This is a genomic window from Streptomyces herbicida (assembly GCF_032656585.1).
In the GTDB taxonomy this organism is placed as follows: domain Bacteria; phylum Actinomycetota; class Actinomycetes; order Streptomycetales; family Streptomycetaceae; genus Streptomyces; species Streptomyces herbicida.
In genome coordinates this window covers 106,443-129,516 of sequence record NZ_JAUYWJ010000004.1, presented here as the reverse complement: position 1 = coordinate 129,516, position 23,074 = coordinate 106,443, and the positions used below count along the sequence as shown (strand labels likewise).

At 71.0% G+C, this 23,074-nt stretch carries 19 protein-coding genes and 1 riboswitch; of the genes, 6 read left to right on the top strand and 13 right to left on the bottom strand.

Going from position 1 to position 23,074, the window contains the following annotated elements:
• Positions 1–196: 196 nt before the first annotated feature.
• Positions 197–1,459 (bottom strand): MBL fold metallo-hydrolase, encoded by a 1,263-nt coding sequence (locus Q8A52_RS10260; RefSeq protein ID WP_316750311.1) that lies wholly within the window; start codon positions 1,457–1,459, stop codon positions 197–199.
• A gap of 203 nt (positions 1,460–1,662) precedes the next feature.
• Here Q8A52_RS10260 and Q8A52_RS10255 point away from each other — a divergent pair, with 203 nt between their 5' ends.
• The 5 genes from Q8A52_RS10255 (at position 1,663) to Q8A52_RS10235 (ending at position 7,212) form a co-directional block, all read left to right on the top strand.
• Complete coding sequence (locus tag Q8A52_RS10255) at positions 1,663–2,241, top strand: carboxymuconolactone decarboxylase family protein (RefSeq protein ID WP_316750309.1); 579 nt, start codon at positions 1,663–1,665, stop codon at positions 2,239–2,241.
• Between the two features lie 126 nt (positions 2,242–2,367).
• Complete coding sequence (locus tag Q8A52_RS10250) at positions 2,368–3,525, top strand: acyl-CoA dehydrogenase family protein (RefSeq protein ID WP_316750307.1); 1,158 nt, start codon at positions 2,368–2,370, stop codon at positions 3,523–3,525.
• Positions 3,525–5,144 carry a 5-guanidino-2-oxopentanoate decarboxylase gene (locus Q8A52_RS10245; RefSeq protein WP_316750306.1) on the top strand — a complete coding sequence of 540 codons (1,620 nt, stop codon included), beginning with the start codon at positions 3,525–3,527 and terminating at the stop codon, positions 5,142–5,144. Before Q8A52_RS10250 ends, Q8A52_RS10245 begins: the two co-directional genes overlap by 1 nt.
• Positions 5,141–6,319, top strand: a complete 1,179-nt coding sequence (locus Q8A52_RS10240; protein WP_316750304.1) for a Glu/Leu/Phe/Val dehydrogenase dimerization domain-containing protein — start codon at positions 5,141–5,143, stop codon at positions 6,317–6,319. The genes Q8A52_RS10245 and Q8A52_RS10240 overlap by 4 nt, the downstream gene beginning before the upstream one ends.
• A gap of 272 nt (positions 6,320–6,591) precedes the next feature.
• On the top strand, positions 6,592–7,212 hold the full coding sequence (locus tag Q8A52_RS10235; protein ID WP_316750302.1) for a TetR family transcriptional regulator C-terminal domain-containing protein: 621 nt from the start codon (positions 6,592–6,594) through the stop codon (positions 7,210–7,212).
• 41 nt (positions 7,213–7,253) lie between these two features.
• Here Q8A52_RS10235 and Q8A52_RS10230 read toward each other — a convergent pair whose 3' ends face one another.
• The 3 genes from Q8A52_RS10230 to Q8A52_RS10220 form a co-directional block, all read right to left on the bottom strand.
• Complete coding sequence (locus Q8A52_RS10230; RefSeq protein WP_316751005.1) at positions 7,254–8,039, bottom strand: SGNH/GDSL hydrolase family protein; 786 nt, start codon at positions 8,037–8,039, stop codon at positions 7,254–7,256.
• 251 nt (positions 8,040–8,290) lie between these two features.
• Positions 8,291–9,286 (bottom strand): M23 family metallopeptidase, encoded by a 996-nt coding sequence (locus Q8A52_RS10225; RefSeq protein WP_316750300.1) that lies wholly within the window; start codon positions 9,284–9,286, stop codon positions 8,291–8,293.
• A gap of 4 nt (positions 9,287–9,290) precedes the next feature.
• Positions 9,291–9,458, bottom strand: a riboswitch (cyclic di-AMP (ydaO/yuaA leader).
• Positions 9,459–9,754: 296 nt separating this feature from the next.
• A complete protein-coding gene (locus Q8A52_RS10220) occupies positions 9,755–11,827 on the bottom strand; it encodes an alpha-galactosidase (RefSeq protein ID WP_316750299.1) in 2,073 nt (690 codons plus the stop codon).
• A 172-nt stretch (positions 11,828–11,999) separates the two neighbouring features.
• Between Q8A52_RS10220 and Q8A52_RS10215 the strand changes: the two genes are divergently transcribed.
• Positions 12,000–12,797, top strand: coding sequence for a tyrosine-protein phosphatase (locus tag Q8A52_RS10215; protein WP_316750298.1), 798 nt, complete (start codon positions 12,000–12,002; stop codon positions 12,795–12,797).
• Between the two features lie 3 nt (positions 12,798–12,800).
• Here the strand turns inward: Q8A52_RS10215 and Q8A52_RS10210 are convergent, their stop codons facing one another.
• The 9 genes from Q8A52_RS10210 to Q8A52_RS10170 all read right to left on the bottom strand — a co-directional run bounded on the left by Q8A52_RS10210 (position 12,801) and on the right by Q8A52_RS10170 (position 23,012).
• Positions 12,801–12,923 (bottom strand): DUF6126 family protein, encoded by a 123-nt coding sequence (locus Q8A52_RS10210; protein ID WP_316750297.1) that lies wholly within the window; start codon positions 12,921–12,923, stop codon positions 12,801–12,803.
• Positions 12,920–13,567, bottom strand: a complete 648-nt coding sequence (locus Q8A52_RS10205) for a helix-turn-helix domain-containing protein (protein ID WP_316750296.1) — start codon at positions 13,565–13,567, stop codon at positions 12,920–12,922. The genes Q8A52_RS10210 and Q8A52_RS10205 overlap by 4 nt, the downstream gene beginning before the upstream one ends.
• A 70-nt stretch (positions 13,568–13,637) precedes the next feature.
• Positions 13,638–15,023: an aspartate aminotransferase family protein gene (locus Q8A52_RS10200; RefSeq protein ID WP_316750295.1), complete on the bottom strand. Its 1,386-nt coding sequence runs from the start codon at positions 15,021–15,023 to the stop codon at positions 13,638–13,640.
• The gene (dxs, locus tag Q8A52_RS10195; protein WP_316750294.1) at positions 15,020–16,921 is read right to left on the bottom strand and encodes a 1-deoxy-D-xylulose-5-phosphate synthase; all 1,902 of its coding nucleotides are present in this window, start codon (positions 16,919–16,921) and stop codon (positions 15,020–15,022) included. The genes Q8A52_RS10200 and dxs overlap by 4 nt, the downstream gene beginning before the upstream one ends.
• Positions 16,922–16,949: 28 nt before the next feature.
• Positions 16,950–18,107 carry a flavodoxin-dependent (E)-4-hydroxy-3-methylbut-2-enyl-diphosphate synthase gene (gene ispG / locus Q8A52_RS10190; protein ID WP_316750293.1) on the bottom strand — a complete coding sequence of 386 codons (1,158 nt, stop codon included), beginning with the start codon at positions 18,105–18,107 and terminating at the stop codon, positions 16,950–16,952.
• 4 nt (positions 18,108–18,111) lie between these two features.
• Positions 18,112–19,137, bottom strand: a complete 1,026-nt coding sequence (hpnH, locus tag Q8A52_RS10185; protein WP_316750292.1) for an adenosyl-hopene transferase HpnH — start codon at positions 19,135–19,137, stop codon at positions 18,112–18,114.
• Between the two features lie 5 nt (positions 19,138–19,142).
• Complete coding sequence (locus Q8A52_RS10180) at positions 19,143–19,784, bottom strand: phosphorylase family protein (RefSeq protein ID WP_316750290.1); 642 nt, start codon at positions 19,782–19,784, stop codon at positions 19,143–19,145.
• Positions 19,784–21,829, bottom strand: coding sequence for a squalene--hopene cyclase (shc, locus tag Q8A52_RS10175; protein WP_316750287.1), 2,046 nt, complete (start codon positions 21,827–21,829; stop codon positions 19,784–19,786). The genes Q8A52_RS10180 and shc overlap by 1 nt, the downstream gene beginning before the upstream one ends.
• Before the next feature lie 118 nt (positions 21,830–21,947).
• The gene (locus Q8A52_RS10170; RefSeq protein ID WP_316751003.1) at positions 21,948–23,012 is read right to left on the bottom strand and encodes a polyprenyl synthetase family protein; all 1,065 of its coding nucleotides are present in this window, start codon (positions 23,010–23,012) and stop codon (positions 21,948–21,950) included.
• Between the last annotated feature and the right edge of the window lie 62 nt (positions 23,013–23,074).

The window sequence follows — 23,074 nt, the reverse complement described above, 5'->3', positions numbered from 1 at the left end:
GATAAACCCCTCAGAGCCCTCGTTCCGGAACGAACAAAAGGCAATCCGAGGCGGTCGAAAATGAACAGGCGTCAGGCCTGAGAAATTTCGCCATCAGCGAGAGGGCACATCAGTGGCCCATTCGAAAAGTTACCCGGAAAAGGCGAACGAGAGCCGGCCGCGCGGCCGGTGGCCGACCGCGCGGTGGCTCACCTCGTCAGCCCGCGGCAACGGTCTCCGGGTCGCCCTCGCCCTCGACGGGGCCGCCGGCGACGTCGGCCGCCGCACGAGCCCGGTCCTGGTCCGCCGGGGACGCCACGACCTCGGCCTGGGCGCCGGTGTCCGCCACGGTCGGCCAGCCGCCCACCGGGGCCATGGCCACGCCGCGCCACCACGGCTCGGTCGGCACGGTCTCGGCGGTCGGCTCGAAGGGCTCGCCGGGGCGTGGCAGGGCGATGGGGGCGTCGGCCGCGGCGGCGGCCGCGATGGTGCCCTCGCCGGGGTCCGACCACGCGTGGGTGGCCAGATTGAAGGTGCCCCAGTGGATCGGCAGCATCACACCGTGCGGCCTGCCGCCCTGGAGATCGAGGTGGGCACGCATGCCCTCCTCGGGGGTCATGTGGATGTCGGGCCAGAAGTCGGAGTAGGCGCCGATCTGGATCATGGTGGCGTCGAAGGGTCCGTGGTCGGCGCCTATGTCCTTGAACCCCTCGAAGTACCCGGTGTCCCCGCTGTGGTAGATCCGGTGCCGCTCGCCGGCGACGGCCCAGGAGGCCCAGAGCGTGTGCTGGGTGTTGCGCAGGCCGCGGCCGCAGAAGTGGCGGGCCGGAGTGGCGGTCAGGGTGAGTCCGCCGACCTTGGTCTCCTCGTGCCAGTCCAGCTCGCGCAGCCGACTCTCGGACACGCCCCAGTGCTCGAGGTGGGCGCCGACACCCAGTGGCACGGCGAACAGGGTGTCCGTGCCGGCCAGCGCCTTGATCGAGGGCATGTCCAGGTGGTCGTAGTGGTCGTGCGAGATGACCACGACGTCGACCGGGCCGAGCGCCGCCAGCGGAACCGGAACCGGGTGCAGCCGCTTGGGCCCGGCGAACGGGAACGGAGAGCAGCGCTCGCCCCAGACGGGGTCGAAGAGCACGCGCTGTCCGTCGATCTCCGCGAGCACGCTGGAGTGGCCCATCCACGTCAGCCGCAGCCCCGTGGCAGGCGGCTTGGCGAGGTCGGCGAGGGTGGTGGCGTGCACCGGAACCGTGCCCTGCGGGGCGCGCCGGGGCCGCTCGTCCTTGTCGAAGAAGACCTTGGCGAAGTCCAGCATCGAGCCGGAGGGCCGGGTCCGCGCCGTGCCTCCGGGGTTCTGGAAGACACCGTCCTTGAAGTGGGGCGATCTATGGATACGCGCCAGGCGCTCACCGCCCGGGTCCACGCCGAAGGCAGCAGGCTGCAGCGCGCGGAGCCCGGAGCTCAGGGAACGCAAACCGGTCACGGTACCTCCAGGTGGAGTTGCTGAGGTCATCCATTATGGTCGGCCCCTCCGACAACCCCGGGTCGCCGGGGTCACAGTCCGGTGCCAGGGCCCCGCAAGTCCGCCGGCGCTGCCATGTCACAACCGCGGGGTCCCCGTCCGTCATACCGGTGAGGGCATCCGTACCCGGGTGTCCCGGCACCGGCGTCTGTGGAGGTGGCCCCATGGCCCGTATCTCGCTCACCCCGCCCCGCACCCCCTTCGTGCGGCTCACCGAGTGGTACAGCCGGCGCGCGTACGGCAAGGTCCTCGACCCCGTCCGGGCGCTCGCGCACAACCCCCGCGTGCTCCGGAGCGATCTGCGGTTCGAGCAGTCGGTGGCGAAGTGGAACCGGCTCGACCCGGATCTGAAGGCCCTCGCCGAGATGGCGACGGCCGCGGCGATCGGGTGCTCGTGGTGCATGGACTTCGGCTACTGGGTCAGCCGGGAGCGCGGTATGGCGCCCGAGAAGGTGCAGGATGTGCCCATGTGGCGCGCCAGTGACGCGTACACGCCCCTGGAGCGCGACGTCATGGCGTACGCCGAGGCGATGACGGCGACCCCGCCCACCGTCGAGGACGATCTCGTCGCCCGGCTGCGCGACCGGCTGGGCGAGCCCGCCCTGGTGGAGCTGACGGCGATGGTGGCGGTGGAGAACCTCCGCTCACGCGTCAACTCCTCCCTGGGCCTGACGAGCCAGGGCTTCAAGGACTCGTGCGAGGTGCCGGCCTCCGGAGGCGGTCGGCGGACGACTGCGAAGTAGCGGCGACCGCCTCCATGGGGCCGACGCCACTGATGATCCGTTCAGTGCGTTGACAGGGCTCGGCCGGGCTTCCGATACTGACTCGCGATTCAGTAGTCCGGGTAGCCCGCCGTCTCTGGAGGCACCATGTCCGACCTGCCCACCGAGCTGGTCCCGCTGAGCGAGGAACAGCGCGACATCGTGGAGCTCACACGTGCCTTCGCCCGCAAGGAGATCCGCCCGCGCGCGCGTGCCGTCGACGAGGCCGACGTCGAGACGCCCTGGGACCTGTGGCGCAGGGCGGCCGCGGTGGGCATCACCGGCTTCATGCTGCCCGAGGAGTACGGCGGAGGCGGCTTCACCGACGTGTTCACCCAGTGCCTCGTGCAGGAGGAGCTGTGCGTGGGCGACCTGGGCATCGGCAATCTGCTCTGCTCCAACGGCCTCTTCGCCGATCCGGTCCTCGAACTGGGCGACGAGAAGCAGAAGCGGGAGTGGCTGACCCCGCTCACGGGCCCCGGCACCCCGATGACCGCCCTGGCCACCACCGAGCCCGGCGCGGGCTCCGACGCCGCCTCGATCGTCACCACCGCCCACCGCACCACCGGCGGCTACCGGCTCAACGGACAGAAGGCGTGGATCTCCAACGCGGGCGAGGCCGAGCTGTATGTCGTCTTCGCCAAGACCGACCCGGCACAGCGCTCGCGCGGGGTGACGGCGTTCCTGCTGCGCAAGGACACCGAAGGGGTGTCCTTCGGTGAGCCGATGCGCAAGATGGGCCAGCGGGCGATCGTCTGCCGGGAGGTCTTCCTCCAGGACGCGTTCGTCCCCGAGGAGCACCGGCTCGGCGCGGAGGGAGAGGGCTTCCACGGTCTGATGCGGACCTTCGACATCTCCCGGACGGTGCTGGGCGCGGCGGCGACCGGTGTGGCCCGGGCGGCCTACGAGTACGCCCGCGACTACGCACGCGAGCGACGCCGGTTCGGCAAACCGGTCATCGAGCACCAGGCGGCGACCTTCCGCCTCGCCGACATGCGCACGCGCGTGGAGCAGGCCCGGCTGATGACCTGGCGGGCCGCCAGGCGTCTGGACGCCGGTCTGGAAGCGTCCGCCGAAGCGGCGATGGCCAAGCTGACGGCGTCCGAGACCGCCGCGTACTGCACTTCGGCGGCCGTCCGGACGCTCGGCGGCCGGGGCTACTCCAGGGAGTTCCCGGTCGAGCAGTGGATGCGGGACGCCAAGCTGGAGGAGATCGAGGGGGGCACCTCGGACATCATGCGGCTCATCATCTCGCGGAGCCTTTGATGGGCCTCGCAGAGCAGGAGGTCCTCACCGGCGGGAAGGCCCTCGTACGCGCCCTGAGCGGGCACGCCGTGAGCCGGGTGTTCGGCATCCCGGGCACGCACAACCTGGAGATCTACCGGCATCTCGCGGCGTACGGCATACGTCATGTGACACCCCGTCACGAGCAGGGTGCCGGGTATGCGGCCGACGGGTACGCGCGCGTGACGGGCCGTCCCGGCGTCGTCCTCACCACGACCGGGCCCGCCCTGCTGAACGCGGCGGCCGCGGTCGGCCAGGCCTACTCGGACAGCGTGCCGCTGCTGGTGCTCTCGCCGGGCATGCCGCTCGGCCACCCACGGCTGTCGACCGGCGCGCTGCACGAGATGCGCAGTCAGACCGAGGCGCTGCGGGCCGTGGCCGCGTTCAGCCACCGTGTCTCGTCGATCGCCGAGATCGACGCGGCCGTGGCCCGCGCGTTCACGATGTTCCGCACGCGGCGCCCGCGGCCCGCCCATATCGAGGTCCCGCTGGAGCTGCTGACCGCTTCCGAGGCGCTGGGCCCGGTCCGCGTCACTCCGCCGGTCCCGCGCACCGCGCCGGACCCGCACGCCGTCCGGGAGGCCGCAATGGCCCTCGCCGGGGCCCGGCGCCCCGCGCTGGTGCTCGGCGGCGGCGCGCGCGAGGCACGCCCGCAATGTCTGGCGCTCGCCGAACGGCTGGGCGCTCCCGCCGTCACGACGGCCAACGGCAAGGGCGGTCTGCCCGAGACGCATCCGCTGTCGTTGGGGGTGTCGCTGCACAGTGCCGTCGTGCGCGAGTGGCTCGGCACGCGGGACGTCGTCGTGGCCGTGGGCACGGAGCTGGCCGAGTCCGATTTCTGGACCTCGCCGCCCGCGCTCGCCGGCACGCTGATCCGCGTCGACATCGACCCGGACCAGATGTACGCCCACATGCCCGCGGACGTGGCGCTCGTGGGGGACGCGGGGACGACCGTGACCGCGCTGCTGGCGGAACTTCCCGAGGCGGACGGAACGGAGGCCCACGCGCGCGTGGCCGAAGAGGCCGCCGCTCTGCGCGCCGCGCGCGATGCCGAGACCGCCGAGCGTGACACCCGCTGGCTCCCCTGTCTGAGGGCGATGCGCGCGGTGCTCGATGAGGACGCCGTCGTCACCTCGGACAGCGCCCAGTGCTGCTACTACGGCGCCCTGCCGCACTTCCCGCTCGGCCCCCGCGGCAGCTATCTGCACCCGACCGGCTTCGGCACCCTGGGATACGCGCTGCCCGCCGCCATCGGCGCCAAGGTCGCCCATCCGCGCCGACAGGTGGTCGCGCTCAGCGGCGACGGCGGGCTGCAGTTCACGGTGCAGGAACTGGCCACCGCCGTACAGCTGCAACTCCCCTTGCCCATAGTGGTGTTCGACAACGGCGGCTACGGCGAGATCCGCGACGAGATGACGGCGCGCGGCGACATCCCCACCGCGGTGGACCTCCCGCCGGTCGATCTGCCTGCCCTGGCCCGCGCCTACGGTGGGCACGGCACGCACGCGTGCGGCCCGGCCGAACTCGCCCGCGCCCTCGCCGAGGCCCTCGACCGGCCCGGCCCCACCCTGATCACCGTCCCCGAGGAGAAGACCCCATGACCGCCCCCCTCATGTCGCTCGTCTGGACCGACCACGTCACCGGCCGCCAGGGCTTCCTGGTCGTCGACCGGCTGGTGCGGGGCGTGGCCAGCGGCGGACTGCGGATGCGACCCGGCTGCACCCTCGACGAGGTGGCCGGGCTGGCCCGCGGTATGACCATGAAGGAGGCCCTGCACTACAACCCCGAGGGCCGCTATGTGCCCCTGGGCGGCGCCAAGGGCGGCATCGACTGCGATCCCCAGGCCCCGGAGGCGTACGGGCTTCTGGTGCGCTACCTGCGGGCCATGCGGCCGTACATCGAGAGCTTCTGGACCACCGGTGAGGACCTCGGCCTCACCCAGGACCTGGTCGACCGCGCCGCCGCCGAGGCGGGGCTCGTGTCGTCGATCCAGGCCGTGTACCCGCTGCTCGACGACGAGGCCGCGGCGCGCCGCCGGCTCGCGGACGCCTTCGCGGTCGAGGTGGACGGCATCGGCCTCGACGAGCTGGTCGGCGGCTGCGGGGTCGCCGAGTCGGTGCTCGCGGCCCTGGACCGGGCCGGGGTGCCGTACACGGGCACGCGGGTCGCCGTGCAGGGTCTGGGCACCATGGGCGGGGCCACGGCCCGCTTCCTCTCGCGCGCGGGTCTGACGATCGTGGCCGTCGCCGACATCAAGGGCACGATCGCCAACCCTGCGGGCCTGGACGTCGACGCGCTGCTCGCTGCACGGGACGCGTACGGCACTGTCGACCGGGCCGTGCTGCGCCCCGATGACCGTGAACTGCCGGGTGACGCCTGGCTGTCCGCCGACGCGGAGGTGCTGGTGCCCGCCGCCGTGTCCTACGCGATCGACACCGCCGACCAGGAGCGGATCACCGCCCGCTGGATCGTGGAGGCGGCCAACATGCCGATGCTGCCGGCGGCGGAGGAGCTGCTGTCCGCGCGCGGGGTGATCGTGCTGCCGGACGTGGTGGTCAACTCGGGGACGAACGCCTGGTGGTGGTGGACGCTGTTCGGCGACATCGGCCCCGACGCGGACGAGGCGTTCGCCTACACCCGGCGCTCCATGCGCACCCTCATCGACCGCATGCTGGCTCGCGCGGAGGCCGACGGCACGACCCCGAGGGCGGCCGCGCACGCCATCGTGGCCGACCGGCTGCCGGTGATCGCGGACCGGTTCGGGTGGTACCGGTGACGGATCCCGAAGAGCCTCCTCCACCCGCCACCCGCCACCCAGCACCGCGACAGCGGCCGAGCCCCTGCCCGAATCGTTCTTCGATCCCGCCTCGGTCGCCGTCGTCGGTGCCTCCGGGCAGCCCGGGAAGTGGGGTTACTGGGGCTGGGAGTCCTTCCACCGGGAGGAGGGCCGGGTGACGGGTGGCGGCTTGGAGTTCCTGGTCCTCGACGAGGAGCGTCGCATCAGGGTCGACTACCGGTTCGTGGACCGAAACGGATTAGGGTGACCGCGTGGCGAGAGTGCGGTTGAGCGTGGCGGAGCGGCGGGAGGAACTGCTGCGGGCCGCCGTCGAGCAGATCGAGGCGCGGGGCGTGGCGGCGGTCAGGATCGCCGACGTGGCCTCGGCCCTCGGTGTGAGCAACGCACTGGTGCTGTATCACTTCTCGACGAAGGAGAAGCTCGTCGCCGCCGCGTTCGCCCATGCGGCCCAGGACGACCTGACGCATCTGCGCAAGCTGCTGAGCCGCCGTACGACAGCGCTGCGCCGACTGCGGACCGCGGTGCGCTGGTACGCGCCCACCGGTCAGGCCAAGGGCTGGCGGCTGTGGATCGAGGGCTGGGCGGTGGCCCTGCGCGAGCCCGCCCTGCGCGAGGTCACCCGGGACCTGGACAGGCAGTGGAAGGCAGCCATCACCGAGGTCATCGCGGAGGGCGTGGCGGCGGGCGAGTTCCAGTGCCCCGACCCGGGCGGTACGGCCCTGCGGCTGACGGCCCTGCTCGACGGGCTCGCCGTTCAGCTCACGTCCTACGCGGGCGCGGTCCCGCGGTCCCGGGCGCAGGAGTGGGTCGACGAGGCCCTCGCCCGGGAACTGGGCCTGGACCGGGAGGCGTTGACGGCGCAGGAGCGGTGAACGCTCCCGCGCCGTCGCGCCGTGCACGCCGAGCGGGGCCCTCAGGCCACCGAGGCGATCCGCATCTTGATGTCGTCCGGGGACAGCGTCCCCTTGGCGGTGACATGGTCCCCCGACGACTCCCCGCGCAACCGCCGCCCGATCCACGGGACCAGATATTCGCGGGCCCAGTGGACGTCATCGCGACGGACGTCGAGCGTGCCGCGGGGCGGGAGCGGGGGCCACGGCTGCTCCGGGTCGGCCGGGACCTCCAGGCCGAGGGCCTGGCCGGCACGCAGCGCCACACGCGTGTGCCCCTCGGGTGAGAGGTGGAGCCGGTCGTCGTCCCAGGCACGCCGGTCCTGAACGGTCTTCAGGGACCACAGGTCGAGCACCGGGCAGCCGTAGCGGTCGGCGATGGCCCGGACGTGCCCGTTGTACGTGGCGATCTTGCCACGCAGATGCTTGAGCACGGGCACGCTTCGGGTGTCGAACCCGGTCGTCACCATGACCGTGCCGGCCACTTCGGTCAGTTGCCCGACCGCCCGCTCGAAGCGCTCGGCCACCTCGTCCGGGTCGGTGCCGGGACGGATGATGTCGTTGCCGCCCGCGCAGAAGGACACCAGGTCCGGGGCGAGCTCGACGGCCTGCGGGAGCTGGTCGGCCACGATCTGGTCGAGCAGCTTCCCGCGTACCGCGAGATTGGTGTACTTGAAGTCGCCCTCGGGCCGACGGTCCGCGAGAAGTACCGCGAACCGGTCGGCCCAGCCGACGAATGCCCCGTCGGGGCCGGGGTCGCCGACGCCCTCGGTGAAGCTGTCCCCCACCGCCACGTACGACCCGATCACTGATCTGCTGTCACTCTTCGAATCGTCTGCCACATCGGCCCATGATTCACCTTCGGATGTGACCTACGCGATCGTAGGAAGGGGTTGACGAACGGTGAGATAAGACACTCCTAAATAGTTTGCCAACGCGGGAATATGGCGCCGATCGGGCGGGTTGACGCATCGATTGCCCAGCAACACCGAAGGCCGGACCCGGGGGGCAGGGGTCCGGCCTTCGGCGGCGTGGGGGTCGGGACGGGTGCCCGACACGATCAGGCGACGGGCACGCCGTGCGAGCGGAGGTAGGCGACCGGGTCCACGTCCGAGCCGTAGTTCGGCGTGGTGCGGATCTCGAAGTGCAGGTGCGGGCCGGTCACATTGCCGGTCGCGCCGGAAAGCCCGATCTGCCGGCCGGCGGTGACGGACTGACCGGCCGAGACGGAGATCTGGGAGAGGTGGGCGTACTGCGCGTAGTAGCCGTCGTCGAGCTTGACGACGACCTGGTTGCCGTACGCGCCGCCCCAGCCCGCGGAGACGACCGTGCCCGCGGCCACGGCCTTGAGGGAGGTGCCGGTCGGGACGACGAAGTCGACGCCGGTGTGGTAGCCGCTGGACCACATGCTGCCCGCGACGTGGTAGCCGGTGCCGACGGCGGCGTCCGAGACCGGAAGGGTGTAGCCGGACGAGGCGACGGCGGCCTGTACGGTTCCGGCGCTCTCGGTCGAGACGTCGGAGGCGTTCGCGGGGTTCGACGCGGACGACTTCGACGCGGAGGACTCCGTCTCGGACGACTTCGACGCGGACGACTTCGACGCGGACGACTTCGACGCGGACTTCGACGCGGATGAGGACGCGGACGACCGCGAGGGAGCCGGAGCCGAGGGCTTGGCGGCGCCCGCGGCCTTCCCGCCGAGGGCGAGCTTCAGGCCGGGGTGGATCAGCGAAGGGTTGTCGCCGACGGCCTCGCGGTTGTCCCGGTAGAGCCGGTGCCAGCCGCCTCGGACGCTCTGCTCTTCGGCGATCTTCGAAAGGTAGTCGCCGGTCTTCACCGTGTAGGTACGCACGCCCGAATGCGCCGGCGCGGCCTTCTTCGCGACGGCCGGAACCGACTGCACGGCCTGTGCGGATACGGACTGCGAGGTGGCCGCATGGGCACCGGTGGCCCCGATCAACGGCAGAGCCAGCGCCGCGCCGCCGGTACCGGCGACGGCGACCGAACGGCTGAAGCGGCGGGGCTTGGGGCGGCGGTGCTTACCCTTCGCGGGCATGGCGAATTCCTCTCCGGCGCCTGCGAGGTGAGCTGTCGGGTTCGGGCTGGAGCTGCCCGGCCGCGCGAGGCGCGACTTCACCCCTGGCCGTCCCGGAGACCGGAACAGGCATTGGTACCTGGTGGGTCCCCCGCTCCTGCCGTACACGGGTGAGTTTGGGCGGACTCCGGGCGGCGGCAGGATTCGGCGTTCCGTCCGGATTGGTGGCGAACGTAAGCGAGCAAGATGCGAACGGACAAGCAGATGGTTCCTTGTGTCCGGCTTTCGCTTGATCCGTTACGGGAATTCCCAGTCACCCTCTGTGAATTCCCGCGCCGTTCGTCCGATCAATTCCCAGGAAAGGCACGTGAATTACGTGAACATGACGCGCGACGGACGGTCACGAATATGACGCTCCTCACGCACCTGCACCCAGACCCTCTCATTCCAGAGCGAGTTGGATTTAAATGACTAATTCGGGCAGATGGTTCAGATGCGCCGTAGACGGAAAACCGCCGCGTCGAGATCGCCGCGAAGTCCGGTGCGCAGCCCGTGGTGCAGCAGTACGGCACCACGGTGAACTTCGCCCGTTTCGCGGCATTCGTACGCTGCCGCCGGGTCGAGGCCGCGCAGCCGCAGCGCCGGGGGCGGCTCGCCGTAGTGCTGAGCCTGGAGGCAGGCGAGGACCACCGCTTCGTCTCCGAGCACGTACTGCACCGCGCTCAGCCCGCCCTCCGGGGCCCGCAGCCGGTACTGCTCGCCACGCTGCACGACCGGGCGGATGTCCTTGTAGAGCTCCACCCACTCCTTGGCCTCGGCAAGCTCCTCCTGCGTCCACTCCGCGAGGTCGCCGCCGACCCCGAGGACTCCGGCCATGGAGCTCACAAAGCGGAAGCGCAGCGAGCTGACCCGGCCGTTGAGCTGGGCGTTCGGGCTGTCGGTGACCCAGGCGGCCATGATCCGGGCCGGGTGGATCTGACTGAAGCCGTGCTGGATGCGGAGGCGGTCGAGCGGGTCGGTGTTGTCGGAGGTCCACACCTGGTCGGTGCGGCTCATGACACCGAGGTCGATCCGGCCGCCGCCACCCGAGCAGGACTCGAACGCGACGCCCGGGTGGGCCGCCCGCAGCCGGTCCAGCAGGGCGTAGAGGGCACGCACGTGATCCACCCACAGGCGCTGCGGACAAGGCTCGCCGGGCCAGCCCGCGTCGGTGAAGCAACGGTTGAAGTCCCACTTCACATAGTCGATGGGGGCACCGGAGAGCAGACCGTCGAGCTGCTCCCAGAGATACTCCTGGACGTCCTCGCGGGCCAGATTGAGCACGAGCTGATTGCGCAGTTCCGTCCGCTTTCGTCCCGACTGATACTGCACCCAGTCGGGGTGTGCGCGGTACAGCTCGCTGTCCGGGTTGACCATCTCGGGCTCGACCCAGATGCCGAACTGCATACCGAGGGCGTGCACGTGGTCGGCGAGCGGCTTGAGGCCGTTCGGGAAGCGGTCGGGGTTGGGCGTCCAGTCGCCGAGTCCGGCGCGGTCGCTGGTGCGGGCACCGAACCAGCCGTCGTCGACCACGAACAGCTCGACGCCGATCGACGCCGCCCGGCGGGCGAGCGTCGCCTGCTGCTCCTCGGAGATGTCGAAGTTCGTGGCCTCCCAGGAGTTGAAGAGCACGGGCCGGTCCCGGTCGGCGTCCGGAATCACATGGGCCCGCTGATAGGCGTGCCAGGCACGGCTCGCACCGCCGAAGCCGCCGTCGCTCCACAGGCCCGCGAAGACCGGGCTCGTGTACGACTCCCCCTCGGCCAGCATCAGCAGACCCGAGTCGTCGTAGCCGGCACCACCGGTGATCTGCACGCGCGCGTCGGGGAGTTGGGCGACCCCGATCCGCCAGGACCCCGACCAGCCCAGCGCACAGCCGTACACCTCGCCCTGCTCCTCGGTGGCGTCCGTGTCGAGCGCGACCCAGGGCAGGTGCTGGTGACCGGTGTGGCCGCGGCGGCTGCCGATGACCTTCTCGCCGTGGGTGAGCGGGGCCCGGGTCAGCAGGGACTCGGCGGCCCAGCGGCCGTGCAGCTGGGACAGGCGCCAGCCCTCACGGTCGGGCAGGGTCCAGGTGGCCGGGTCGGCGCGGAGCAGCTCCACGCGCGCGTGCCCCTGGTTGCCCACGGTCACCCAGCGCTCGATCACGTCCCCGCGCATCCGGTAGTGCAGCGTGACGGACAGCCCGCCGTCCCGGAAGCGCAGCCGCAGTTCGTCGCCCTCCGTCTCGTACGCCTCGAAGGCCCACTCGGTGCCGCGCCGCTCCTCGGTGCGCACGGACAGGGCGGGGCGGACGAAGCGGGGGCCGCCCTCGACCGGGTACTCCTCACGGCCGTCGAGCGGGGACTCGAAGGGCCAGTAGTCGGGCAGCGGGCGCACGGCCAGCGCCTCGGCGTCGGCGAGCGCGATTCTCGGCCCCCAGTGGAGGTGGAGCAGTTCGTCCGCCTCGGTGAGGTGCAGCGCATAGCTGCTGCTCGGCCCGGACAGGAGCCAGGTACGACCGTTCTCGGCGATGTCCACCATGAAGTCCTCACAAGTGCCAACAGATCCGCGCAAGCCCAAACATCATCAAGGGCCGAGGGTGTCGGGGGCAACGCCTGTGGACAACTCATTGCCTGAGGAAACTCATGTCGTATCGTCGACAGCGTGCCCGTCGACGAGCCGCGTCGGCGTCGCCCGAGCGTGAGGAGCCCCCGTGACGCAGCACGTCCCGTCGACCGAGCCCGAGCTGGCCGGAGTGCGCAACTTCCGCGACGTGGGCGGACTGCCGACCGTGGACGGACGGCGGGTGCGGTACGGGGTGCTGTTCCGCAGCGGCCACCTCGCGCATGCGACCGACAAGGACGCGGAGTTCCTCGCCTCCCTGGGCCTGCACACGATCTTCGACTTCCGCAACGCGGCCGACCAGAAGCTGGAAGGCCCCGACGTGGCGCTGTCGGGCGTGCGGAACGTGAACCTGCCGCTGAGCGACCCGGCGGACGGCGCCGAGTTCTGGAAGATGGTCCGCGACGGGAACCTCGATCAGTTGCGCGGGATCCTCGCGGACGGCAAGGCCGCGAACCGAATGATCACCTCCTACCGCAAGATCGTCAGGGAGCGCACCGCCGAGCACTCCCGGGTGCTGCACGCACTGGCCGAGGACAGCGTCCCGGCTCTGATGCACTGCGCGGCGGGCAAGGACCGCGCGGGCCTGTCCATAGCCGTGACGCTGCTCGCCCTGGGCGTGGAGCGCGAGGCCATCCTGACCGACTACCTGGAGTCGAACGCCAAGCACCGCCGCTACAAGGTGCGGCGCAGCGGCAGCGCCGAGTCGGCCTACACCCCCGAGGTGATGGAGCTGCTCAGCCCGCTGTTCGAGGCCCGCGCCGAGTATCTGGCGGCGGCGTTCGAGACGGTCGAGGAGACGTGGGGCACGGTCGACGTCTATCTGGAGCAGGGTCTCGGGCTCGGCCCCGAGCATCGGGAGCGGCTGCGCGAGCGCCTGCTCGACTGACGGTCAGCCCTTGGCGCCGACCGCGAACAGCAGGTAGATGAAGGCGGCCAGGACATGGCCGAGGACGCCGTAGATGATCAGGCGGACCCACAGGGCGCGGGGGAACTTCTCCTCCAGGTTGCTCATGGCAGCTCTCCGGTGATGGGGCCCAGGCACAGGGTGGCCGTGGGACTCTGCAGCAGGGTGTGGACGAACAGGAGCTCGACCCCGTCGTGGTCCTCGGCGGCGAGGCGGTGCGGGGTCAGCGAGTCGAAGTGCGCACTGTCGCCGGGCGCGAGCAGGTGCGCGGTGTCCCCGAGGCGCAGCCTGAGCCGCCCCTTGAGGACGTACAGCCACTCCTCGCCGGGATGGACGCGCACGATGTCGCCCTGCGAGCCGTGGGGCACGCGGACGCGCAGGGCCTGCATCCCGCGGCCGGACGCGCCGGCCTGCCAGTACGTCCAGCCGCCCGCCCGGGTCGGTTCCATGTCGGCGGCGCGCACGATCGCGTCCCGGTCGGTGACCGTCTCGCCCAGCAGGTCCGAGACCGTCGTACCGTAGATGCGCGCGAGTGCGAGCAGCATCGGCAGGGACGGCTGGCGCCGTCCGGTCTCCAGGCGGGAGAGATGGGCGGGCGACAGCCCGGCCGCGCGGGCCGCGGCCTCCAGGGTGAGACCGGCGCGGCGGCGCAGCGAGCGGAGCTGGGGGGCCACGGCGGGCAGGTCGTCGGCCGGGCCGGCCGTCGGCTCGGGCCCGTGGCCGGGCGGGTGCTCGGCTTCGGAGGAGCTCATGTCTCCATTCAGCCCGAGCTTTGCCTCCACGGCAAATTTCTTGCCTCAGAGGCAAAGCTCAGGTTGGTGATCACCGATTGGCGACCGCCTGCTTGATCAGCGTCCTGCCGAAGTCCCACATCAGGCCGCCGCCGCTGTGCGCGTCGTCCATCACCTCGGTGAACGCGTCCACGAAGCGGTCCACGTCCGCCTCGCCGATCACCAGCGGCGGGATCAGCTTGATCACCTCGAGATGATCGCCGGAGACCTGGGTGAGGATGCGATGTCGTTGCAGCAGCGGGACGACGACCATCTGCGCGAACAGGCCCTTGCGCGCGGCCTGCAGCATGGTCCACCGGCTCTTCAGCCTCAGTGAGCTCGGCTTGCCGAACTCGATGCCGATCATCAGGCCCCGGCCGCGGACGTCGGCGAGCAGTTCGTACTTGTCGATCAGTGCGGCCAGCCGGGACTTCAGGCGATCGCCCGTGATTCGCGCGTTGGCGACGGTCTGCTCGTTCTCCATGACCGACAGGACGGCCAGCCCGGCGGCCATGGCCTGCGCGTTGGAGCCGAAGCTGGCCGAGTGGACCAGCACCCGGTCCATGGACGAGTAGACCTTCTTGAAGATCCAGTCCTTGCCGAGGGTGGCGCCGACCGGCACATAGCCGCCGGACAGCGCCTTGGCCACGCACACCAGGTCCGGTTCGACGCCGTCCTCGTGCTGATAGGCGTAGAAGTCGCCGGTCCGGCCGAGGCCGCTCTGCACCTCGTCGGCGACGAGCAGCGCCTTGTGCCTGTGCAACAGCTCCTGGGCGGCGCGCAGATAGCCGGGCGGGGCCTCGTGCACCCCCTTGCCCTGGATCGGTTCGACGATCAGGGCGGCCACGTCGCCCTTCTTCAGTTCCCGAGCCAGGGCGTCGAGATCGCCGAGGGGCACGGCCGTGTCGGGCAGCAGCGGGGCGAATCCGTCCCGGAAGCCGTTCTCCCCGTTGACCGACAGCGAGCCGGTGGTCAGGCCGTGGAAGGCGTGGTCGCAGTAGAGGATCCGCGGCCTGCCGGTGGCGTACCGGGCGAACTTCAGCGCTGTCTCCACGGCCTCCGTACCGCTGTTGCCGAAGAACACCCGGTCCAGGTGCGGGCTGTGGGTGAGGAGCTTCTCGGCCAGCAGGCCGGGCAGCGGCTGGCAGTCGAAGCGGGTGAGGTCGGCGAGCCGGGCGTCGAGGACGTCGTGCAGCGCCTTGCGGACGACGGGGTGGTGGCGGCCGAGGCCCATCACCCCGAACCCGGCGAGCATGTCCAGGTAGTCGTTGCCGTCCGCGTCCCAGAAGTGGGCGCCCTCGGCGCGCTCGTAGACCTTGTCGAAGCCGATGGTGTGCAGCATGCGTGGCAGCTGGTGGTTCAGATGCCTGGCGTGCAGCTCGTAGCGTTCGGCTCCGCGCTCGGCCAGCAGCGCGCCGAGGTCGAACTCGGTGGTCATTCAGCTCTCTCCTTGGCTGTGCCCCCCACGTCCTTGACGGCCAGGCTGGCGCCGATCCGTCCGGCGACCTCGACGGGCGTGAGGCCGATGTCGGCCAGCACCTCGCCGCGCTTGGCGTGCGCGAGGAACTGCTCCGGGATGCCGAACCGCCGCACCGGTACGTCGACGTCGGCGTCGCCCAGTGCCAGTGCCACGGCGGCGCCGACCCCGCCGGCGCGGCTGTTGTCCTCGACGACGGCCACCAGCCGGTGCTCGGCGGCGAGGCCCGGCAGGGCGGGGTCGACGGGCTTGACCCACCGGGGGTCGACGACGGTGCAGCCGATGCCGCGCGCCTGCAGCAGGTCGGCGGCCTGGAGGCAGACCGGCGCCATGACGCCGACGGCCACCAGCAGCACCTCGGGACGTTCGGCACGGTGCAGGACGTCCATGCCGCCGACACGGTCGACCGCCGGGATCTCGGGGCCCACCGACTCCTTGGGGAAGCGCACCAGGGTGGGCGCGTCGTCGACCGCCACCGCCTCGCGCAGCTGGGCGCGCAGCTGGCCGGCGTCGCGCGGGGCGGCGATCCTCAGACCGGGGACGACCTGGAGGACCGACATGTCCCACATGCCGTTGTGGGAGGCGCCGTCGACGCCGGTGACACCGGCCCGGTCGAGGACGAAGGTCACCCCGCAGCGGTGCAGCGCCACGTCCATCAGGAGCTGGTCGAAGGCGCGGTTGAGGAAGGTGGCGTAGACGGCGACGACGGGGTGCAGGCCGCCGGTCGCGAGGCCCGCCGCGGACACGGTGGCATGCTGCTCGGCGATGCCGACGTCCCACACCCGGTCGGGGAATCGCTCGGCGAACTTGCCAAGGCCCACCGGGTGCAGCATCGCCGCCGTGATGGCCACGACGTCGTCCCGCTCCTCCCCGATCCGTACGATCTCGTCGCCGAACACCGAGGTCCAGGAGGGTCCGCCGGACGGTGTGAGCGGCTCGCAGGTGAGCGGGTCCATCACACCGACGGTGTGGAAGTGGTCCTCCTCGTGGGCCAGGGCGGGTTCGTAGCCGCGGCCCTTCTCGGTGAGGCAGTGGACCAGGACCGGGCCGTGGAAGCGTTTCGCGCGCCGCAGCGCCGACTCCACGGCCTTGATGTCGTGCCCGTCGATGGGGCCGACGTACTTCAGGCCCAGGTCCTCGAACATGCCCTGCGGGGCGAAGGCGTCCTTGAAGCCCTTCTTGGCGCCGTGCAGGGACTCGTAGATGGTGTTCCCGACCACCGGCGTGCGCAGCAGTACGTCCTTGCCCCAGGCCAGGACCTTCTCATAGCCGTCGGTCGTGCGCAGGGTGGCCAGATGGTTGGCGAGGCCCCCGATGGTCGGCGCGTACGACCGCTCGTTGTCGTTGACGACGATGATCAGCGGCCGGTCCTTGGCGGCCGCGATGTTGTTCAGCGCCTCCCAGGCCATGCCGCCGGTGAGCGCGCCGTCGCCGATGACCGCGACGACATGCCCCTTCTCCCCCTGCACCTGGCGGGCTTTGACCAGCCCGTCGGCCCAGCCGAGCGCGGTGGAGGCATGGCTGTTCTCGATGACGTCGTGCTCGGACTCCTCGCGCGAGGGATAGCCGGACAGGCCGCCCTTGCCGCGCAGCTTGGAGAAGTCCTGACGCCCCGTCAGGAGCTTGTGGACATAACTCTGGTGGCCGGTGTCCCAGAGGATGCGGTCGACCGGTGACTCGAAGACCCGGTGGAGCGCGACGGTCAGCTCCACCACGCCCAGGTTGGGCCCGAGGTGGCCGCCGGTCCTGGCGACCGCCTGCACCAGGAACTCGCGTATTTCGTCGGACAGTTCACCGAGTTCCGCCTCGGACAGCGCCTTCAGGTCGCGTGGTCCCCGGATGTTCTCCAGAATCGTCACGCTCTGGCCCCCTCTCGGTCCGTGCTGTTCAGCTCACGGTGACGGCGGGCTCTCCGGACCCGATGCCGTCCTTCTCCATCTGCTCGGCGATCTTCATCGCCTCCTCGATGAGGGTCTCCACGATCTTCGACTCGGGCACGGTCTTGATGACCTCGCCCTTGACGAAGATCTGGCCCTTGCCGTTGCCGGAGGCCACCCCCAGGTCCGCCTCGCGCGCCTCGCCGGGGCCGTTGACCACGCACCCCATGACCGCCACGCGCAGCGGCACTTCCATCCCCTCGAGGCCCGCCGTGACCTCGTCCGCCAGCTTGTAGACGTCGACCTGGGCTCGGCCGCAGGACGGGCACGACACGATCTCCAGCCGCCGCGGCCGGAGGTGCAGCGACTCCAGGATCTGGCTGCCGACCTTGACCTCCTCCACCGGAGGCGCCGACAGGGACACCCGGATCGTGTCGCCGATGCCCCGCGAGAGCAGCGCGCCGAAGGCCACCGCCGACTTGATGGTGCCCTGGAAGGCCGGGCCCGCCTCCGTGACCCCTAGGTGCAGCGGGTAGTCGCACTGCGCCGCCAGCTGGCGGTACGCCTCGATCATCACCACCGGGTCGTTGTGCTTGACGGAGATCTTGATGTCCCTGAAGCCGTGCTCCTCGAAGAGGGACGCCTCCCACAGCGCGCTCTCCACCAGCGCCTCGGGGGTGGCCCTGCCGTACTTCTGGAGCAGCCGCCGGTCCAGCGAGCCGGCGTTGACCCCGATACGGACCGGCGTGCCGTGGTCCTTGGCGGCCCGCGCGATCTCCTTCACCTGGTCGTCGAACTTCTTGATGTTGCCGGGGTTCACCCGCACGGCCGCGCAGCCCGCCTCGATCGCCGCGAACACATACTTCGGCTGGAAGTGGATGTCCGCGATCACCGGGATCTGCGACTTGCGGGCGATGGTCGCGAGGGCGTCCGCGTCGTCCTGGGTCGGGCAGGCGACGCGCACGATCTGGCAGCCGGACGCGGTCAGTTCCGCGATCTGCTGAAGGGTGGCGCCGATGTCCGACGTACGGGTCGTCGTCATCGACTGCACCGACACCGGGGCCCCGCCCCCGACCGCCACCGGCCCGACGTGGATCTGCCGCGACACGCGCCGCTCGGCGATCGGCCGGGCCGGTACCTCGGGGACGCCCAAGGGAATGGCGGTCATGACATCACTTCTGCTTTCCGCTGGTCATGGTCTCGCGGGCGGCCCGCAGCGACTCCTTCAGGGAGCCCATGGTTGCCAGGACGGCGGTCGGCTCGTAGCCGCAGTGCGCCATGCAGTTGGCGCACCGGGGGTCCTTGCCGCGGCCGTAGGCGTCCCAGTCGGTCTCCTCCAACAGCTGCTTGTACGTGGCCACATAGCCGTCGCTCATCAGATAGCAGGGCTTCTGCCAACCGAAGAGCGAGTAGCTCGGGATCGCCCACGCGGTGCACGGGAAGTCGACCTTGCCCTCCAGGAAGTCCAGGAAGAGCGGGCTCTGGTTGAGCCGCCAGCGCCTGCGGTTGCCGCCCGCGAAGGCCTTCTTGAACAGCTCACGGGTCTGCTGGACACCGAGGAAGTGCTCCTGGTCGGGCGCCTTCTCGTAGGCGTAGGCGGGCGACAGCATCATCTCGTCGACCTGCAGGTCGTCGTTGAGGTAGTTCAGCACCTCGACGATGGTCTGGGGGGTGTCGGTGTTGAAGAAGGTCGAGTTGGTGGTCACCCGGAAGCCGCGTCGCTTGGCCTCCTTGATGGCCTCCACCGCCTCGTCGAAGGTGCCCTCCTTGGCCACCGAGGCGTCGTGCCGCTCCCGCAGCCCGTCGATGTGCACCGCCCAGGCGAAGTAGGGCGAGGGCGTGAACTTGTCCATCTTCTTGCGCATCAGCAGCGCGTTGGTGCAGAGGAAGACGAACTTCTTCCTGGCCACCAACTGCCGTACGATCTCGTCGATCTGGGGGTGCATCAGCGGCTCGCCGCCGGCGATGGACACCATCGGGGCACCGGACTCCAGGACCGCGCCCACGGCCTGGGCGACCGGCATGCGCTGCTTGAGGACGCCCGCCGGATGCTGGATCTTGCCGCACCCCTCGCACTTGAGGTTGCAGGCGAACAGCGGCTCCAGCTCCACCAGCAGGGCGAACTTGTCCCGCTTCCGCAGTTTCTGTTCAAACAGGTAAGTAGCGACCTTGATGGACTGACGCAGCGGCATGGCCATCTGGCTCACCTCCGGGGGAGCAGCAAAGAACGGTGCCATTCGTAGAAAGCGGGAATCACGGAACGAAGGACGCGGAAAGCCGATATTCCACCGCGCACCGTGCCGATCCGGACGAGTTCATGTTCTGGTGCGTCCACGACCACCCGTACGGCCGCAACCGGGCGCTCGCCTGCGCGGACGGCGCTCAGGAGAGTCGCCGCCGACTCCATGTCGACGGCGATCGCGCCGGTCGCGCGCAGGCCGGAGCGCTCCTGACCGCGGACGACGTGGTCGGAGCCGGTGAGGGGCCCGGTGTGGACGGTGCGCCCGGGCGCGGTGCGCACGAGCTCCTTGACGAGCAGGTCGGTGCCCACGCACGGGACGTTTCCGCGCGGGTCCCGGGTCTCCTCGGCGACGACCAGGTCGCCGGGGTGCATGCCGGGGGCGAGTCCGGCGCAGAAGCCGGTGGCCAGGACGGCCGCGTCGGCGAACGCCGGGTCGGCCAGCAGGCGGGTGACGGAGCGTTCCGCCGCCTCGGGTCCCATGCCGGTGCGCAGGACGGTGACGGGCCCGCCGGCTCCGCCGTGGTCGCGGGTGCGCACGGCGAGCCGCTCGATGCCGAGCGCGCAGGCGATCAGCAGCGGGGCCGGGGCGGGCTGTGCGTTCATCAGCTCCCCTTGGCATCGGCGAGGCGCTGCTCGGCGAGCTTCTCGGCGGGCTTCGCGGTGTGCTGGTCGGCGAAGGGCTCGCCGTGCACATAGCGGCCGAGCGCGGTGAGCGGGAAGACCTGCCGGTAGAGGTGGTAGTTGATGGAGAAGTCCCAGGGGAAGCCGGTGCCGGTGAAGTACGGCTCGTCCCAGGAGCCGTCCTCCCGCTGGGTCTCGGCCAGCCACTGGATGCCGCGCTCGACCGCCTTGGAGTCCCTCTCCCCCGCCGCGAGCAGCGCCATCAGCGCCCAGGCGGTCTGCGAGGCGGTGGAGGCGCCCCGGCCGCTCCACTCCTTGACGTGCTTGTAGGAGCGCAGGTCCTCGCCCCAGCCGCCGTCGTCGTTCTGGACACTCTCCAGCCAGGTCACCGCCCGGCGGATCGCCGGGTGCGAGGCGGGGAGCCCGGCGGCGGTCAGCGCGGGCACCACGGACCCGGTGCCGTAGACGTAGTTGACGCCCCAGCGGCCGAACCACGAGCCGTCCGGCTCCTGTTCGGCCAGCAGCCACTCGATGCCGCGCCGGGTGCGCGGGTCGTGGGAGAGACCCTCGACCGCGAGCATCTCGACGACGTGCGCGGTGACGTCGGCCGAGGGCGGGTCGATGACCTCGCCGAAGTCGCAGAACGGCAGCCGGTTGGGGAACGGGCTGGTGTTGTCGGCGTCGAAGGCGCCCCATGCCCCGTTGCGGGACTGCATACCGAGTTCCCAGCGCACTCCGCGCGTGATCGCCTTCTCCACCCGCTCCGGGTCGTGGTGCCGGACCCGGCGCAGGGCGAGGACCACCTCGGCGGTGTCGTCGATGTCCGGGTAGTTGTCGTTGTGGAACTCGAACGCCCAGCCGCCCGGCGGGAGTCCGGGCCGACGTACGGACCAGTCACCGGGCCGGACGACCTGTTCGCCGAGCATCCAGTCGGCGGCCTTGACGAGCTGCGGGTGATCGGCGGGGAGTCCGGCGTCGGCGAGCGCGATGGTCGCCAGGCAGGTGTCCCAGACCGGGGACTGACAGGCCTCGATCATCCGGGCGCCGTCCTCGCGCCACACGGCGTACCGGTCCAGCGACTCCAGTCCCGCACGCATCACCGGGTGTTCGAGGTCGTAGCCGAGCAGATACAGGGCGATCACCGAGTACACGGCAGGTGGCTGGATACCGCCCCAGCAGCCGTCGTTCTCCTGCCGCTCGACGATCCAGCGGGCGGCGGAGTTCATCGCGGCCCGGCGCAGCTTGCGCGGCACGACCCTGCGCGCCTGGTGCAGCGCCTTGTCCAGCCGCTGGAAGACACCGTCCCAACTCGCGGCCGGGGCGAGGGGCCTCGGCGGGTTCGGACGGGCCGGGTCGGTGTGCAGTTCGTCGAGCGGGAAGGGCGCGGGCCGCACCGGGCGCTTCGCGGAGACGATGGTGAGCGGCACGATGGTCTGCCGGGCCCAGCAGCCGAAGTCGTAGATGTTGAGCGGCATCCACTTGGGGAAGTAGATCAGCTCCGGCGGGAGTTCGGGCAGGTCCTCCCACTTCCACCAGCCGAACAGGGCCAGCCAGATCCGGGTGAAGACCCGGGCGGAGGCGATACCGCCCCGCTCGCGGATCCAGGCGGAGGCCCGGGCCATGTGGGGCGCGTCGGGCGCGTCGCCCGCCAGACGCAGCGCGACATAGGCTTCGATGGTGGTGGAGAGTTCACCGGGGCCGCCGTAGAACGTGGCCCAGGTGCCGTCCGTCCGCTGCTCGCCGCGGATGAACAGCGCGGCGGCGTGGGTCGTCGCCTCGTCGCGGATGCCCAGGAACTGACGGAGCAGCAGGTCCTCGGCGTCCATCGTGACGTTGGTCTCGAGGTCGCCCTTCCACCAGCCCTCCGCGTCCTGACGGGAGAGCAGGAAGTCGGTCGCGAGCCCGACGGCGCGTTCCGCGGCTTCTTGTACCCCTGCCGTCACGGGTGTGGTGATGTCGGTTTCGCTGGCCGCGGCGGCCCGGGGCGGCAAGGCGGCCCCGGTGCTTCCGTCGGTCGTCGCTGTCATGGCTTCCCCTTCGTGCAGTCGTGCGAGTCGTGCTGCTGTGGGTCCGCCGTCGGCCGGTATGCGTCGGATCTCGCGTCACCGGCCGGCGACTACGCGAGGGCTATTCGACCGATAGTGATCATCTCTTTCGTACGACGACGAAGTCGGCGAGCGCCGCGAACCGGTCCCGTACCGGGGCGGGCATGTCGACGGCGTCGAGGGCTTCGATGGCGATGGTGTACTGACGGCGGGCCTCTTCGGCGGTCCACTCGCGGCCGCCCGCCTCCTCGATGAGGGCGGCGCGGGCCGCGAACTCCTCCTCGGAGAAGTTCTCGAAGTCGCTGCTCTTGGCGTCGGCGGCGAGCATCTCGCCGAGCCGCTCGGAGGCGGGTCCGCCCGCGGCGAGCGCGGCCACCACCGGCAGGGACTTCTTGCGCTGGCGCAGGTCGCTCCAGGTCTGCTTGCCGGTGGCCTCCGGGTCGCCCCAGATGCCGAGCAGGTCGTCGACGGCCTGGAAGGCGAGGCCGAGGTGGTAGCCGTACTTCTCCAGCGTGTCGGCGGTGCGGTCGTCGGCGCCGCCGAGCACCGCACCGATGGAGCTGGCGCAGGCGAGCAGCGCGCCGGTCTTGTTGCCCTCCATCTCCAGGCACTCCTCGACGCTGACGCGGTCGCGGTGCTCGTAGGAGATGTCCTGCGCCTGACCGTCGATCAGGGCGCGGGTGGCGGTGGTCAGCCGGCGGGTGGCGCGACCGGCCTCGACGGTGCCGAGCTCCAGCAGGATCTCGTTGGCCAGGGCGAACAGGGCGTCGCCGACCAGGATGGCCTGCGCGGGGCCGTGCACCTTCCAGACGGTGTCGCGGTGGCGGCGCTGTTCGTCGCCGTCCATCAGGTCGTCGTGCAGGAGCGAGAAGTTGTGGACCAGTTCGACGGCGACCGCGCCGGGGATGCCGACCTCCGGGTTGGCGCCGGTGACCTCGGCGGAGAGCACGGCGAGTGCGGGGCGTACGGCCTTGCCGCCGTCGCCGTCGGCGGGGTTGCCCTGCGCGTCGATCCAGCCGAAGTGGTAGGCGGCGACGGTGTCCATGGGAGGGGCCAGCCGGTCGACGGCCGCCCGCAGTACCGGTGTGGCCAGGGTCCGGCCACGCTCCAGGAGCGCGGTCACGTCCACCGCGGTCTCTCGAGCGGCCTTCGAGGCCGGGGGCACAGTGGGCACAGTCTCTCCTCTTGTTGCGGTACCGGGGGTGCGGGGGCCTGCCGGGTGCTGAT

Bases quoted from the DNA above. Each gene is read 5' to 3' on its own strand.
- Q8A52_RS10255 (WP_316750309.1), top strand. From the start codon at position 1,663: ATGGCCCGTATCTCGCTCACCCCGCCCCGCACCCCCTTCGTGCGGCTC.
- Q8A52_RS10250 (WP_316750307.1), top strand. From the start codon at position 2,368: ATGTCCGACCTGCCCACCGAGCTGGTCCCGCTGAGCGAGGAACAGCGC.
- Q8A52_RS10245 (WP_316750306.1), top strand. From the start codon at position 3,525: ATGGGCCTCGCAGAGCAGGAGGTCCTCACCGGCGGGAAGGCCCTCGTA.
- Q8A52_RS10240 (WP_316750304.1), top strand. From the start codon at position 5,141: ATGACCGCCCCCCTCATGTCGCTCGTCTGGACCGACCACGTCACCGGC.
- Q8A52_RS10225 (WP_316750300.1), bottom strand. From the start codon at position 9,286: ATGCCCGCGAAGGGTAAGCACCGCCGCCCCAAGCCCCGCCGCTTCAGC.
- Q8A52_RS10220 (WP_316750299.1), bottom strand. From the start codon at position 11,827: ATGGTGGACATCGCCGAGAACGGTCGTACCTGGCTCCTGTCCGGGCCG.
- Q8A52_RS10210 (WP_316750297.1), bottom strand. From the start codon at position 12,923: ATGAGCAACCTGGAGGAGAAGTTCCCCCGCGCCCTGTGGGTCCGCCTG.
- Q8A52_RS10205 (WP_316750296.1), bottom strand. From the start codon at position 13,567: ATGAGCTCCTCCGAAGCCGAGCACCCGCCCGGCCACGGGCCCGAGCCG.
- Q8A52_RS10200 (WP_316750295.1), bottom strand. From the start codon at position 15,023: ATGACCACCGAGTTCGACCTCGGCGCGCTGCTGGCCGAGCGCGGAGCC.
- ispG (WP_316750293.1), bottom strand. From the start codon at position 18,107: ATGACCGCCATTCCCTTGGGCGTCCCCGAGGTACCGGCCCGGCCGATC.
- hpnH (WP_316750292.1), bottom strand. From the start codon at position 19,137: ATGGCCATGCCGCTGCGTCAGTCCATCAAGGTCGCTACTTACCTGTTT.
- Q8A52_RS10180 (WP_316750290.1), bottom strand. From the start codon at position 19,784: ATGAACGCACAGCCCGCCCCGGCCCCGCTGCTGATCGCCTGCGCGCTC.
- shc (WP_316750287.1), bottom strand. From the start codon at position 21,829: ATGACAGCGACGACCGACGGAAGCACCGGGGCCGCCTTGCCGCCCCGG.